General features: G+C 48.0%; 15 protein-coding genes. 4 read left to right on the top strand and 11 right to left on the bottom strand.

Annotated features, from left to right (window positions below):
- The first annotated feature begins 25 nt into the window (after positions 1 to 25).
- The gene (gene glgA / locus NC981_RS16790; RefSeq protein WP_348244009.1) at positions 26 to 1438 is read left to right on the top strand and encodes a glycogen synthase GlgA; all 1413 of its coding nucleotides are present in this window, start codon (positions 26 to 28) and stop codon (positions 1436 to 1438) included.
- A gap of 97 nt (positions 1439 to 1535) precedes the next feature.
- Positions 1536 to 2498, top strand: a complete 963-nt coding sequence (locus NC981_RS16795) for a 1-acyl-sn-glycerol-3-phosphate acyltransferase (RefSeq protein WP_190375710.1) — start codon at positions 1536 to 1538, stop codon at positions 2496 to 2498.
- Here NC981_RS16795 and NC981_RS16800 read toward each other — a convergent pair.
- Both NC981_RS16800 and NC981_RS16805 read right to left on the bottom strand, forming a co-directional pair.
- Complete coding sequence (locus NC981_RS16800; RefSeq protein WP_348244010.1) at positions 2484 to 2957, bottom strand: hypothetical protein; 474 nt, start codon at positions 2955 to 2957, stop codon at positions 2484 to 2486. The genes NC981_RS16795 and NC981_RS16800 overlap by 15 nt on opposite strands.
- A 41-nt stretch (positions 2958 to 2998) precedes the next feature.
- Positions 2999 to 4225, bottom strand: a complete 1227-nt coding sequence (locus NC981_RS16805) for an NAD(P)/FAD-dependent oxidoreductase (protein ID WP_348244011.1) — start codon at positions 4223 to 4225, stop codon at positions 2999 to 3001.
- A gap of 107 nt (positions 4226 to 4332) precedes the next feature.
- Here NC981_RS16805 and NC981_RS16810 point away from each other — a divergent pair, with 107 nt between their 5' ends.
- Together NC981_RS16810 and NC981_RS16815 are read left to right on the top strand one after the other, a co-directional pair.
- Positions 4333 to 4803: a DUF4112 domain-containing protein gene (locus NC981_RS16810; protein WP_190375707.1), complete on the top strand. Its 471-nt coding sequence runs from the start codon at positions 4333 to 4335 to the stop codon at positions 4801 to 4803.
- Between the two features lie 46 nt (positions 4804 to 4849).
- On the top strand, positions 4850 to 5902 hold the full coding sequence (locus tag NC981_RS16815; RefSeq protein ID WP_348244012.1) for a hypothetical protein: 1053 nt from the start codon (positions 4850 to 4852) through the stop codon (positions 5900 to 5902).
- Here NC981_RS16815 and NC981_RS16820 read toward each other — a convergent pair.
- The 9 genes from NC981_RS16820 to NC981_RS16860 all read right to left on the bottom strand — a co-directional run bounded on the left by NC981_RS16820 (position 5899) and on the right by NC981_RS16860 (position 13196).
- On the bottom strand, positions 5899 to 6039 hold the full coding sequence (locus NC981_RS16820) for a hypothetical protein (RefSeq protein WP_190375705.1): 141 nt from the start codon (positions 6037 to 6039) through the stop codon (positions 5899 to 5901). The two genes, NC981_RS16815 and NC981_RS16820, sit on opposite strands and share 4 nt — an antisense overlap.
- A 161-nt stretch (positions 6040 to 6200) precedes the next feature.
- Positions 6201 to 6764 (bottom strand): Uma2 family endonuclease, encoded by a 564-nt coding sequence (locus NC981_RS16825; protein WP_348244013.1) that lies wholly within the window; start codon positions 6762 to 6764, stop codon positions 6201 to 6203.
- A gap of 72 nt (positions 6765 to 6836) precedes the next feature.
- On the bottom strand, positions 6837 to 8156 hold the full coding sequence (locus NC981_RS16830) for a DNA methyltransferase (RefSeq protein ID WP_348244014.1): 1320 nt from the start codon (positions 8154 to 8156) through the stop codon (positions 6837 to 6839).
- 93 nt (positions 8157 to 8249) lie between these two features.
- Positions 8250 to 9920 carry an NAD+ synthase gene (locus tag NC981_RS16835; RefSeq protein WP_348244228.1) on the bottom strand — a complete coding sequence of 557 codons (1671 nt, stop codon included), beginning with the start codon at positions 9918 to 9920 and terminating at the stop codon, positions 8250 to 8252.
- Positions 9920 to 10261: a DUF86 domain-containing protein gene (locus tag NC981_RS16840; protein ID WP_348244015.1), complete on the bottom strand. Its 342-nt coding sequence runs from the start codon at positions 10259 to 10261 to the stop codon at positions 9920 to 9922. The genes NC981_RS16835 and NC981_RS16840 overlap by 1 nt, the downstream gene beginning before the upstream one ends.
- Entirely contained in the window at positions 10258 to 10551 is a 294-nt protein-coding gene (locus NC981_RS16845; RefSeq protein WP_348244016.1) for a nucleotidyltransferase family protein, read from the bottom strand. Before NC981_RS16845 ends, NC981_RS16840 begins: the two co-directional genes overlap by 4 nt.
- A 10-nt stretch (positions 10552 to 10561) precedes the next feature.
- Positions 10562 to 11305, bottom strand: coding sequence for an NUDIX domain-containing protein (locus NC981_RS16850; protein ID WP_190377595.1), 744 nt, complete (start codon positions 11303 to 11305; stop codon positions 10562 to 10564).
- A complete protein-coding gene (locus tag NC981_RS16855) occupies positions 11269 to 11856 on the bottom strand; it encodes a nicotinate-nucleotide adenylyltransferase (RefSeq protein WP_348244017.1) in 588 nt (195 codons plus the stop codon). Before NC981_RS16855 ends, NC981_RS16850 begins: the two co-directional genes overlap by 37 nt.
- Positions 11853 to 13196, bottom strand: coding sequence for a nicotinate phosphoribosyltransferase (locus NC981_RS16860; protein WP_348244018.1), 1344 nt, complete (start codon positions 13194 to 13196; stop codon positions 11853 to 11855). Before NC981_RS16860 ends, NC981_RS16855 begins: the two co-directional genes overlap by 4 nt.
- Positions 13197 to 13202 lie beyond the last annotated feature (6 nt).

Consider the following 13202-nt stretch of genomic DNA (forward strand, 5'->3'; position numbering starts at 1 on the left):
TGCGAAAAGAGAGAGGGAAAGCCAGATGCGGATTTTGTTTGTGGCGGCGGAAGCAGCACCGATCGCGAAAGTTGGGGGCATGGGTGATGTCGTGGGGGCATTGCCGAAAGTGTTGAAAGCGATGGGGCATGATGTCCGAATTTTCCTGCCGTATTTTGGCTTTCTCAATGACAAGATAAAGATTCCAGCAGAACCGATCTGGAAAGGCTACGCAATGTTTAATGACTTTGCAGTGTATGAAACGGTTTTGCCGGGAACCGATGTGCCGCTGTATCTGTTTGGGCATCCTGCGTTTGACCCGCGCCGGATTTACGGCGGAGAGGATGAAGACTGGCGGTTTACGTTCTTTGCCAATGGTGCGGCTGAGTTTGCTTGGAACTATTGGAAGCCGCAGATTATTCACTGTCACGATTGGCATACCGGGATGATTCCGGTGTGGATGCACCAAGACCCAGATATTTCCACGATTTTTACGATTCACAATTTGGCGTATCAAGGCCCCTGGCGCTGGAAATTAGAGCAGATGACGTGGTGCCCCTGGTATATGCAGGGACATAACACGATGGCGGCAGCAGTTCAGTATGCGAATTGGGTGACAACGGTTTCGCCCACGTATGCAGAGCAAATCAAAACGCCCACGTATGGGGAAACGCTAGAGGGATTGCTGTCGTTTATTAGCGGCAGAGTCTCTGGCATTGTGAACGGGATTGATACGGAGTCTTACAATCCAGAGGTCGATAAAGCGATCGCACAACCCTTTTCCACCGAAACGATCGACGATCGCATTGCCAACAAAATCGCCCTGCAAGAAGAAGTCGGATTGGAAGTCAATTCCAAAGCGTTCTTGATTGGCATGGTTTCGCGCTTGGTGGAGCAAAAAGGATTGGATCTTGTAATTCAGATTCTCGATCGCTATCTCGCGTACACCGATGCTCAATTTGTGCTGTTGGGGACGGGCGATCGGTACTACGAAACGCAGATGTGGCAAATGTCCTCGCGCTATGGGGGGCGGATGTCGGTGTATTTGCTCTATAACGATGCTCTCGCGCGTCGGATTTATGCGGGAACGGATGCGTTCTTGATGCCTTCGCGATTCGAGCCTTGTGGCATTAGTCAAATGTTGGCAATGCGATATGGTTGTGTGCCGATTGTGCGGCGAACGGGTGGTTTAGTCGATACCGTGTCGCATCATGATCCCGAAAATCATGCGGGAACGGGGTATTGTTTCGATCGCTATGAGCCGTTGGATTTGTTTACTTCAATGGTGCGGGCGAATGAAGCTTACCGATTTAAAGGTTTGTGGAAAGAACTTCAGCAGCGCGGGATGGAGCAAAACTTTAGCTGGAAAAATTCGGCGGTGGAATACGATCGCCTGTATCGTCGCGTTTTAGGAGTGCCAGAAGAGGAAACACTCGAAAAAGAATTAATTCAAGGATAAGAATTGCAGCTTACGGTTGGAATTTCTAGTCTGAGGGAAGATCTGTTCTGCCCCCAATTTGCGGTATTCCAATTGTAGTTTGGTCTACATTGCGCTTATGAGTTTCCGGTTTTCCTGGTTTGACTGGTTTTGCTTTTGGTATCCGCCCGGATGGCTGATTCTGTTTAATCGCCATTGGCAGCATTACCACGCTGATCCAGACGGCTGGAACTGGCTGGAGTATGCGCTATTTCTGATTCCGGGCGGATTCTACGTTGCCCTGTTAATTCGGTGGGTTCGCTTGGGATTTCGATCGCCCAAGTCCGATTTCACTGAACCCGATCCCCTTTATCAAAAAGCGTTTCGAGAAGAAATCTTGCTGCCGATCGTCACGCGATTTTTTCGGGCTGAGTTGCATCACTTGGAAAACTTGCCAGACCATCCCCCCGCGATCGTCACGCTGAATCATGCGGGAATGTGCTTCCCATGGGATTTTGTCTGTTTAGGCGTGTTGCTCAGCGAAAAAACTGGATGGTTTGTGCAACCTGTGGCGCATCCGATCTTTTTTGATCATCCCTGGTTGGTGTGGTGGCTGCCGCGTGGATGGGCACAGGTTTTAGGCGGAGTTCGGGCGGAGCGGGAAAGTTTCGAGGCGGCAATGGCACAAAAAACTGTGCTGCTGTATGCGCCTGAGAGTTGGCGCGGACTCGCTAAAGGATGGCGACGACGCTATCAGCTAGAGAAGTTTGATCCGAGTTTTTTGCAACTGAGTGCGAGATATGAAGTGCCGATCGTTCCCACGATTTGTATCGGGAATGAATTTCTGCATCCCTGGACAGTAAATTCTAAACGATTGGCACGATGGTTAAAAATGCCGTTGCTACCTATATCGCCTTTACTGTTGTTATTTGTGTTGTTTCCGTCGTTGGGCGTATGGGCGGTGAGAACGCGATTAAAGTATTATTTTCAGCCTACACAGTCGCCGCTAGACGAGAACTTGACGCGATCGCAGCTTTACGATCAAGCAAGAGACTTACGATCGCGCTTACAACAAGAACTCAATCATCTAACGGCACGCTAAACCTGTGTAGGGATTCACCGGGATCGGAGATGGGATCGGGCTTCCATAAATCGCGGTGCCGCAAGAGGGAAGTGTATAGTTGCCAAAACCAAAGCCTGGATTGACGATGACCCTTCGCGCTCTCGGTGTCACAATTACAGTCGAACCGGGAAATGCTGGTGGATAGAATCCAGGCGAGTAATAGCCATTGTTGTAATAGCCGTTGTTGTAATAGCCAGGGGAGTAATAGCCATTGTTGTAATAGCCATTGCTTGGAGTACGAATAATAATCTGTCTGTTGTAGCCCGGAGAACCACGATAAAAAGTTCCACCAGAAAAGCCAGAGGGCACACCGAAGCTAGAAGGCGATCCGATCGTCACCCCAAAGCCAGAGGAGCGAGTGCGATAGCCCGCCTGAGCGGGTAATAGAGGTGCAAGCACGATCGCGCCTGCAACGATACAAGAAATGAGCTTAAACATAACATCCTCAAGATTGCAGCGAAGTTGAGTTGATGCACCGTCTAGACTTGCAATTTCGACGGCTTAGCGATCGCGTTTCCGGCAATCCAGCCTGTCGTCCAAGCACTTTGAAAGTTGAAACCACCTGTAATACCATCAATATCTAATATTTCACCCGCGAAATAAAGACCAGAACAACAACGGCTTTCCATTGTTTTGAAGTTAATTTCCTTCAAACTCACTCCGCCACAAGTCACAAATTCTTCTTTGAATGCGCCTTTACCAGAAATTTGATAGCTCCCTTGTGTGAGTTCCTGGATCAGTTGGTTTAGGCTTTTGTTAGATAGCTCTGCCCATCGACGATCGCGATCGATTCCGACTGCTTCCGTTAACCGTTCCCATAAGCGACGGGGCAACATGACTGGGCAATTGGCGGCGATCGTTTTTTGCGGAATTTGACCTCTCACGGCTGTTAATTCTTGCCGCAATTGTTCCGGGTTCTGTTTTGGCAACCAGTTAATTGTCAGTTTTGCTCGATAGTTGTAATCGTGAAGTTCCCTTGCTGCCCATGCAGAAAGCTTTAAGACCGCAGGCGCACTTAAGCCCCAATGGGTGATTAATAAAGCTCCGGTCTGTTCAAATTTGGATTCCCCGACTTGCAACTTCAGCCGAGCCGAATCAACGGAAACACCCGCGAGGTCAGTCAAGCGATCGTCGCGCACATTGAACGTAAACAGCGACGGAACCGGCTCGATGATTGAATGTCCCAATGCTCTGGCAAATTCATACCCGTGGGGATTGCTTCCGGTTGCAATCAGGACGCGATCGGCAGTCAGAACTTCACCAGAGCGGAGTTCGATCGCGAATTCATCGCCCAACTTTGTCACAGATTTTACCGGAGCCTGGGTGTAAATTTTCACGCCTAGATCGGCTGCTTGATTAAATAAGCAGTCTGCGATCGTTCTCGAATCATCAGTAATCGGAAAAATGCGTCCGTCAGCTTCCGTTTTGAGTTTGACATTACGATCGGTAAACCATTCGATCGTATGTTTTGCTTGGAACTGTGAAAATGCGCCTCGAAGTGCTTTTCCGCCTCTTGGATAATGCTGCACTAATAAAGACGGCTCAAAGCACGCATGAGTCACATTACAGCGACCTCCGCCCGAAATCAGCACTTTCGATAAACATTGCCGCCCTGCTTCGAGCAACGTTACTTCTATACCGGATTGCGCGGCACAAATCGCCCCAAAAAATCCTGCTGCTCCACCGCCAATAACAACTAATTTCACCGCTCTATTTCTCCCAGTGCGATCTTGATCTTAGGCGATTCGATCGCGCTTATAGACTCAGAATTACAACGCTGAGGTTAAGATTTGAGAAACCAGAATGAATCAATATGCAACCTCATCGGGATAAGACGATCGCACGATTACGATCGCTCACACATCTGCTTGATAATGCCTTTCCAATTCCAGGGACAAAATATCGCGTCGGAATTGATCCCATCATTGGGCTGTTGCCGGGGGGTGGGGATGTAGCGATGTCATTTGTTTCGTCTTATATCCTGATTGAAGCTGCACGGTTGGGCTTGCCTCGCCCAACTTTGCTCCGAATGTTGTGGAATTTGATTCTTGATGCGTTGCTTGGAATTGTTCCAATGGCGGGCGACTTTGTTGATCTAGCTTGGAAGGCAAACAGTAAAAATCTGGCACTGATCGAGGCACATTTAGCGAAACCAGGACAACAAGCGAAAGCGGATTATTTGTTCGTGGCGTTGCTGATTGTGATCTTTCTTGCAGTCGTGATTGCGTTAGGAATGTTGACGGTGTTAGTTATTAGCACCATTTGGAATGCGATCGCGGCATAGCGCAGCAAAAATGCAATAATGATGCGGCTGTTTTTTTCTTGTCGCAATGCCGCGCTCAACCACTCTCCTCACCCCCGAAGCCTTGGAGCCAACTGAATTCAAGTTTGATCTACCCGACCCGAACGATGATCGCATTGCAGAACTTGAATTTCAGCAGCAAATTGAGCAAGCATGGCAGGTGTGCGATCGCTTTGATTTGCAGACGGATATTTGGCGGGGACGGATTCTTCGAGCAGTCCGAGAGCGCGAAAAGCGATCGGGAGAAGGTCGCGGGGCTGGATTTCTCAATTGGTTGAAAGACCGCGAAATTAGCAAAACCCAAGCTTATAAACTGATCGAACTTGCAAACAGCGCAGATATGCTTTTAGCAGGCGGATATATTGAGCCTGAAGATGTAAATCGATTTAGTAAGCAAGCCTTTGTCGAAACGGCTCAGTCGGAACCAGAAGTGCAGCAGCTTGTCGGCGATGCTGCGAAACGGGGCGATCGCATTACTCGTCGTGAAGTGCGCCAGTTATCCGACGATTGGACAGCGATGAGTTCAGACTTGTTGCCCGAAGAGATTCGCGAGAAAGTCGTTGATCAAACGATTCCAACCCGCTATGTTGCGCCTTTGGTCAAACATTTGCAAAAACTACCCGAATCGCATCAATCTTCAATTCGACAAGCGATCGCAGAGCAGCCTGATCTCGATACCTTGAAGCAGGCAACCGGAGAAGCTCGATCGCTCTCTCGCTATCTAGAAGCGGCTCCCCAAGTGCAAGCGTTGAATGACGAATCGATCGACATTGAGAACGCCTTGGATGAAGCGATGCGCTTAGGGTGTCTCAACTCTGCCGCAGAATTAGTCAATCAAGCCGCGCAGCTAGAGCAAGCGATCGCTAAACTCTACACGACTTGGAAACGAGTCAATACCTTATCGGATAGGCTCTACGAAGATACGGGCGCGAGTACCCCGAATCTGCGATCGATGTTGAAATCGCTGGAACGGTTGTCTAGTGATTCGATCGAATTCTACTTTGGCGATCCGAGAGGCGAGAACTTTTCGCACACGATTCGACTCAAACTAGAAGACGATCAAATTTCAGACGGGGACTAGCGATCGCTCGATCGTCTTAGATACACCCAGTGGCGGTAGTTCGGGTGAACATGACCTTCGGGTTCTCGGTGCAAGTTCGTTTCTGGTTCAACGGGCTTGCGGTCTTGTTCTAACTTCTTGCGATTAAAGAATTTCACGAGAGTCCTCCTCAATGAAGTGATTGCAGGAGGCACTTTCAAACCTGTCACCATACTTGGCTAAGGCAGCCGTATGTCCGAATCTTTTCTGTGCCTTATACTACTATTCTACAAGATTCTGCTAATGCCATATCACTAAAGAGCGATTTGTTTCTTTAGGTTTAGCGGAAGAACTCAGCAACCGCGCAATCAAATTCCGGAAGCAATGCAGAGGTTAATCTATCTTGCGAAAATAAAGTAGAAACGAGTTGAAGCAGAGCATCCTGACGGCGATACACTTCTAACTGTTGGATTCGCCAATCGAGAATCCAATACTCCTGAACTCCGCGTTCTGCATATAGTTTTAGCTTGGTTTCGCGGTCTCGGCGCTCATTCTGCGTTCCGGGAGACAATACCTCGACGATGAGTTCTGGGGCGATCGTAAAATGCCCTTCTTCATCGACTCCCACAGCTAACCGCTCATTGCTAATCCAAATGACATCTGGAATCACGTTATCTGCATCGTCAAAAATGACTCCCGGAGTCGGAACTGCTTGTCCCACTTGGGATATGCCTGACCAAACATTCAGCACTTGATAGGCTTGTCCAATCACTTTCTGATGCTTCCAGTGCGGGGCGCGGGTCATGAGCAGATGTCCATCAACAATTTCATAGCGATTACTGCTCTCAGGCAGAAGCTTGAGATCTTCAGTCGTCCAGTAGACTCGATTTGCAGTTTGAGACATAAGGACAGCAGCTTAGAGGATGTTGTTATTGTAGGCGAACACCCTTCGCGTGAGCCAAACGCAACACTAAAATCATTGTTTCCCGTTCCAACGTAGCACTACAACTTCTTCGCGGATTTGTTCTTTCGTTGCAGTCGCTAATCGAGTTCTAAACAAATCAATGTTCACCACTTCATAGCCCAGTTCACTAGCAATGTCTGCTAACAGTTGACCTGTCCGAATCATCACACGCAAATATGACGCTTGATCTCCAACCACATAAGCTAGCTGAGCACCAGGGCGCAGTGCAGAACGTAACTCAGCTAAATGCTTTGCCATTCCGCCGAAATACAGCTTAGTGACTCGTGCATACATTCGCTCAAACCCGCTTGTTTTTCCAAGCTCAATCCGGCGATCTTCAATTTCTTGAGCAATGCGTTGAATCTCAGGAAAATGCGACACCCATCGATCGTCGTCATCGACCTTATAAACGCCGCGTGTGTTTGATCGCACTAATCCCCGCTTCATTGCTTGCAGTTCAGCTTTGGTGTTGATAAAGCCAAGCAGCACCGACTCTAGCCGTGTCGTGCGGGTGTAGTCTTTCTCATTGGGATAAGGTGGGGAAGTAATCACCGCATCAATCGAATCCGGTGCCAGAATCTGTCCGGCGTTGCGAGAATCTGCATGGTGAACGATCGCTTCGGTTTCAGCTTGAGAGGCTAAGGTGCGTAAATCGTTGGCAATGATTCGCACTGCCTGTAGCCACGATTCAATCACGGGCGCATCAGATTTCGCTACTCCGATGCTCACTTCCGGTCTAAATCGTAAGTTACTAATCGAGAATACTAAAGCTTTTGCGAGTGCAAGCCGAATGTGAGCATCATAGCGATCGTTTGAATGTCGCTGGATTTCCTCAAGTAGCACTAGGGTTTTATCCAGTGGAACAGGACTGATGGAATCAGCTAACAGTAGCTTTTGGACTTCTTCGGTTAGAGTTCGGGGTTGTCGCGGCTGATTTTGCACTGCTTCTGCGGTGGTTGCAATGTCTTCTGCGTGACGAATTAAAGCATCAGGATCAACTGTCCAATTGAGCTTCGTTTGACAAGCAAATGCTGCCATTGCATTGGCTTCAATTCCAACGCTCTTAATGCCTAATTTTTTGCATTCAACCGGAGTCGTTCCAGTTCCACAAAACGGATCAAGCACTCGTTGGGATGAATCAATTTTAAACTTCTGCAAATACTCTCGGACGAGGTGCGGCGGGTAAGAAAGCACAAAGCGATACCAATCGTGGGCTGATCGATCTTCGGGTCGAAGTTGATTAATCTCTAAGCCTTTGCGGTTTGAATTTGGGACTGGGATCGGTAACGATAGCTGGGTCGATCTTGGCGATTCAACTTCGGCATTTGGCATATCTTACGGGGTCGATCGCGAAACGATTTGGATGCAATCTGCACAAGATTACTACGAAACGCCAGAAACAGCGCTAATTTACAAGGGATTCGATCAAATTCGAGCAATCCAACGATTTGCGATCGGCATTCTCCATCCGGTGCCAAAGGCACGATCGGTCACTTTCAATCCGGGAGGTGCTTGCTTGCGCTTAAATTCTGCAATCCGAACTAATTTAACGATTCGTTCGACGATCGCCGCTTCATGTCCGGTAGCAACAATTTCGGCAGGGGCTTGATGTTGGTGAATGTAGCGATCGAGAATGTCGTCCAACACATCGTATTCTGGCAGTGAGTCTTGATCTTTCTGACCAGGCTTTAATTCTGCGCTGGGCGGTTTCACAAGCACATTCACCGGAATGATCTCTTGCGATCGATTAATCCATTCGCACAGCTTGTAGACTTTTGTTTTCGGCACATCTGCGATCGCGGCTAACCCACCATTCATGTCTCCGTATAAGGTGCAATATCCGACAGCAATCTCTGATTTGTTTCCGGTTGAAACTAAGAGATGTCCAAATTTGTTCGACACTGCCATCAGCAAAGTACCGCGAATTCGAGACTGTAAATTCTCTTCTGCCAGGCCGAAGGGTGTTCCTGCAAACAATGGATCAAGGGTGTGATCAAAACATTCCATGATTGTTCCGATCGGCAATGTTTGCGTCTGAATTCCTAAATTCTGAGCAAGATCTAGCGCGTCTTGAATGGAATGATCAGAACTATAGGGAGAAGGCATCAGAATGCCGAGAACATTGTCTTGACCAACTGCTTCGGCTGCGATCGCGGCAATTAATGATGAATCAATTCCACCACTCAAACCCAATACAATCTTAGAAAAACCACATTTACGGGCATAATCTCGCACACCTAAAACTAAAGCTGACCATAGTTCAGCTTCTTCGCAATCGGGAGCCTCTACGATCGTGCTGTTCTCAAAATCCCGTGTTGCAAGATTGTACTCAATCGTTAGCCAATCTTCTTCAAAACCAATCGATCGTGCAATCAGCTCTCCTTTTCGATTGATTGCAAAGCTTGCACCATCAAAGATCAGATCATCATTGCCACCAACCTGATTTGCATAAATCAAAGGTTGCTGAAATCGCAATGCTCCATGTTGCAGCATCGCTTCTCTCAGCTTTCGCTTTCCGACTGTGTAGGGCGAGGCGGAAAGATTGATCGTGAATTCTACGCCTGCCTGGGCGAGATCTGCGATCGGATTCAAGGTATAGGTTCGTCTGCCCCAAAATTCCTCATCGTTCCAAAGATCCTCGCAGATTGTGACTCCAATCCGAACTCCATCTAGCTCGAACTGATTTGGCTGATTTCCCGGCTCAAAGTAGCGATCCTCATCAAACACATCGTAAGTTGGCAGTAAGCGCTTGTGAAAGACTTTCAGAATGTTGCCTTTCTCAATCAATGCCACACTGTTGAACAAGGGTTTTCCGCCTGTTGAGAGCGATCGAGCATTTGGCTCAACGGTTCCCACTAACACCGCCACACCTTCAGGGATGTTTGCTGCAAGCTCCGCAAGTTGCTTTGCCATTGTTGCAATAAAGCTCGGATCAAGCAGCAGATCGCGTGGTGGATAACCACAGAGTGATAGTTCTGGAGTCAGCAGTAAACGAACATTCTCAGATGCTGCACGATCGGCAGCTTGGAGAATTTTGTTCGCGTTGCCTTGGATATCTCCGATCGTCGGATTGAGTTGTGCGATCGCAATTTTCATCATGATTGGTTCAGCGTTTGCAAGATAGCAGTAATGTTTGTTTTAAGCTCTGGCAGATTTTGCTCTACGACCCGCCAAACTTCTTCAGGATCAACTCGGACATAATCGTGAATTAAAACATCTCTTAATCCTGCAATCCGTTTCCAAGAAATATCAGGATAGCTTTCTCTAATCGAAAGTGGTAATTGTTTAGTCGCTTCTCCAATAATCTCAAGATTGCGAACTACAGCATCCCGCATCATACGATTTTGCAAAAATGCTTCGCGTCCTTCAGCAGTATAGGATTCGATCCATGTAATGCATTCTAAAATATCGCTGAGTAAGAGACGGATTTCTCTCATAAGGGAACTGCCTCTTTCAGAACACGATCGCGAATCAATTCATGCAAATTTTCTGGTAGCGCCACATCAACTTTTCGTCCTAACACATCTTCGAGATCTTGAATTAGCGCAATGCGATCGAGCAAACTATGATTTTTCATCTCCACTAAGAAATCAACATCACTTTCTGCATTGGCTTCTCCTCTTGAGACGGAGCCAAAAACCCGAATATTAAAGGCTTTATGCTTGCGTGCGATCGCTAAGATCTCCTCTCGCTTATCCGCTAATAGTTCCTCGATTCCAAGTCCCATAATTTTAATCTCAAATAAACACTAAAGGCTTATCTTTTAGGGGTGCAAATGCCTCGGCATCAAAGCGATATAAACTTGCAGGTCGTCCCGCTCCTCTGGAAACTTTTACGCCTGTATCTGATAAGAAGCCGAGCTTTAATAGGCGCGATCGGAAGTTAGAATAATCCGAAAAATTCTCGCCTAGAACTGTGGTGTAAAGCTGAAATAAATCACTTAATGTAAACAATTCTGGTAATACATCAAACGCAACTGGACTGTATTCTAATTTGTTTCTTAAACGGCGATGACCATACTCTAAAATCTTGTTGTGATCAAATGCGAGTTGGGGTAATTGATCCACAGGATACCAAGCAATTCCGCTCACTCCATCTGCAATCAGTTCAGCTTCTGCAAACCGAACTAACGCAAAATAACTCACGGATAGATATCGCACTCCATAACTCTCTTTCGCCTCACGCGGATCGCGATCGGGGCCTCCAAACGTATAAAGCTGCTCTAGATAAAGATTCCTCACCCGAATCTTTTCTGACAGAATCCGATAAGCTGCATCTTCGAGTGATTCTCCTTGTCGCACCAGGGTTCCCGGCAAGCTCCACTGCCCTAAAAACGGCTCCTCATGGCGCATCACCAGCAGAACCAACAAGCGATTTTGCGCGGTGTCTACCGAAAAAATGACGTTATCCACTCCCACCCTAAAATCTGCAAGCTTCTCCCCCATCAATGAACGGGTTGTTTTTTTATGTGTGCGTGGCATTGATACAGTTGCTCCCGATCGATATAAGCCTGAATCGAGGCTGTCACCCCAGATAAGTCACAGCCTTCGCGATATGCGGTGGATGACACATCTGGAACCGTCGCAGGCGCGATCGTGGTTTGCGCTCCCAGTGCTTCCAATCGCTGTAAATCTTCCGTTTTGAACTGATAGCGCGATCGCGGAATCACCAAGACTCGCACTCGCTGCAAGAGTTCCGTCACGCGATACCATTTCGATAACTGTTGTGCTACATCAAATCCCACAACTAGAGTAAGCTCTGCATTCGGATAGCGCTCTTGAATGCGATCGACCGTGACGATCGTTCTGGGATGACTCAGTTCGGGATGTACCTGCACATTCGGGCAGCCTAACTCATTGACTAAAACTTGCAGCATTGCTGTTCGATGCGCTAACTCGGTTTGATGCGACTTAAATGGGTTGTCGGCTGCCCAAACTGCAACGTGATCAAACTGTCCGGAGAGCCAGCGCAAAATTTCTAGATGTCCTGTGGTGGGCGGATCGGCACTGGTTCCAAATAGCGCGATTCTCATACAGATTTGCTCCGGTGACGAGTGCGATCGGTTAACTCAGAAAGCGCTTCGGAGAGTTCGACTGGAAGCGCAATTGGACTTTCAAGCTGTCGCGCTGATTCGGGTAAGCTTTGAACATTTTTCCAGGCGCGATCGCGAATTTGGGCGATTGTTTCCGGTTCGCTCATGCGCTCTCCCTGCTTGAACACCAATTGTAATAAAGGAATTTCTCCCTTGGGATCTTCAGTCGCAAGTCCTAAACGATCGCGCACTCCAGCTTGCCGAAAAATCTGCTTGCGTCCAGGATAGGTAACTTTCCCAGTCGCTTCTTTCATCACTGGAATTCCATCGATTTCAACTAGCTTATAAACCCCATTTACAGGAGCACCCGTAACCAGTTGAGTTCCTAAGCCATAGCCATCAATGCAAGCCCCGTTTGCCCTTAACTCGGCAATGCGATACTCATCGAGATCGCCACTGGCAAAGATTGAAACGCCAGGTAAGAGCGATCGCACTTTCTTCGACAAATCTAATAAATCGCCCGAATCAATCCGCACCCCTGCAAGCTCAATTTCTCCCGCTTTGAGTTGTTTCGAGAGCGTTTCCGCCGCCGCGATCGTGTCGTAGGTATCAATCAGCAACGGCGCACCCGGAAAATAGCGATGAAAGGTAGCAAAAGCCCCGGATTCAGTCCCCTCGATCGCGCTCAACGCCATCACCAATGAGTGCGCCATCGTGCCAACGGGCTTGCGATCGAGTTTCACTGCCGCTAATACATTTGAAGTCGCATCTAAACCGCCCGCTAGCGCCGATCGAGCCGCCCAGATCGAACCCTGTGGACTAAAGGCGCGACGAGTGCCAAACTCAAACAAAATCGCATCTTTACCCGCAACATCTCGCATTCGAGCCGCACGAGTTGCGACTAGCGTTTGATAATTAATCGTATTTAGCAAGTAGGTTTCAACCAGTTGAGCCTGCCACAAAGGAGCCTCAATCCGCAGCAAAGGTTCATTCGCAAATACTGCCGTCCCTTCTGGAACTGCCCAGACATCCCCCTCGAATCGTCCCTCTTTCAGCCGTGTCCAAAACCGCTCCGGTGCTTGCTCAAAAATTCCCGTTGATTGTAGGGCTAAAATTTGCGCCTCGCCAAACTGAAAATTCTCCAAATATTCCAGGACTTGCGCCAGTCCCATCGCAATTAAATAGCCAAATTCTTTTGGTAATCGCCGCACTGAAAGCTCAAAACTGGCGCGTCTTTGATCTAAACCTTCACCAACGTAACAAGCCGCCATTGTTAACTGATACAAATCAGTTAATAAGCTGTAATCTTCTGGACGAATAATGAGTTCAAGATCTTCCACCCAAAT

It is taken from the genome of Leptolyngbya sp. DQ-M1 (assembly GCF_039962505.1).
GTDB lineage: Bacteria > Cyanobacteriota > Cyanobacteriia > Leptolyngbyales > Leptolyngbyaceae > Leptolyngbya.

Coding starts and splice junctions, on each gene's coding strand:
- glgA (WP_348244009.1), top strand. CDS start 26: ATGCGGATTTTGTTTGTGGCGGCGGAAGCAGCACCGATCGCGAAAGTT.
- NC981_RS16795 (WP_190375710.1), top strand. CDS start 1,536: ATGAGTTTCCGGTTTTCCTGGTTTGACTGGTTTTGCTTTTGGTATCCG.
- NC981_RS16800 (WP_348244010.1), bottom strand. CDS start 2,957: ATGTTTAAGCTCATTTCTTGTATCGTTGCAGGCGCGATCGTGCTTGCA.
- NC981_RS16810 (WP_190375707.1), top strand. CDS start 4,333: ATGCAACCTCATCGGGATAAGACGATCGCACGATTACGATCGCTCACA.
- NC981_RS16815 (WP_348244012.1), top strand. CDS start 4,850: ATGCCGCGCTCAACCACTCTCCTCACCCCCGAAGCCTTGGAGCCAACT.
- NC981_RS16825 (WP_348244013.1), bottom strand. CDS start 6,764: ATGTCTCAAACTGCAAATCGAGTCTACTGGACGACTGAAGATCTCAAG.
- NC981_RS16830 (WP_348244014.1), bottom strand. CDS start 8,156: ATGCCAAATGCCGAAGTTGAATCGCCAAGATCGACCCAGCTATCGTTA.
- NC981_RS16835 (WP_348244228.1), bottom strand. CDS start 9,920: ATGAAAATTGCGATCGCACAACTCAATCCGACGATCGGAGATATCCAA.
- NC981_RS16840 (WP_348244015.1), bottom strand. CDS start 10,261: ATGAGAGAAATCCGTCTCTTACTCAGCGATATTTTAGAATGCATTACA.
- NC981_RS16845 (WP_348244016.1), bottom strand. CDS start 10,551: ATGGGACTTGGAATCGAGGAACTATTAGCGGATAAGCGAGAGGAGATC.
- NC981_RS16850 (WP_190377595.1), bottom strand. CDS start 11,305: ATGCCACGCACACATAAAAAAACAACCCGTTCATTGATGGGGGAGAAG.
- NC981_RS16855 (WP_348244017.1), bottom strand. CDS start 11,856: ATGAGAATCGCGCTATTTGGAACCAGTGCCGATCCGCCCACCACAGGA.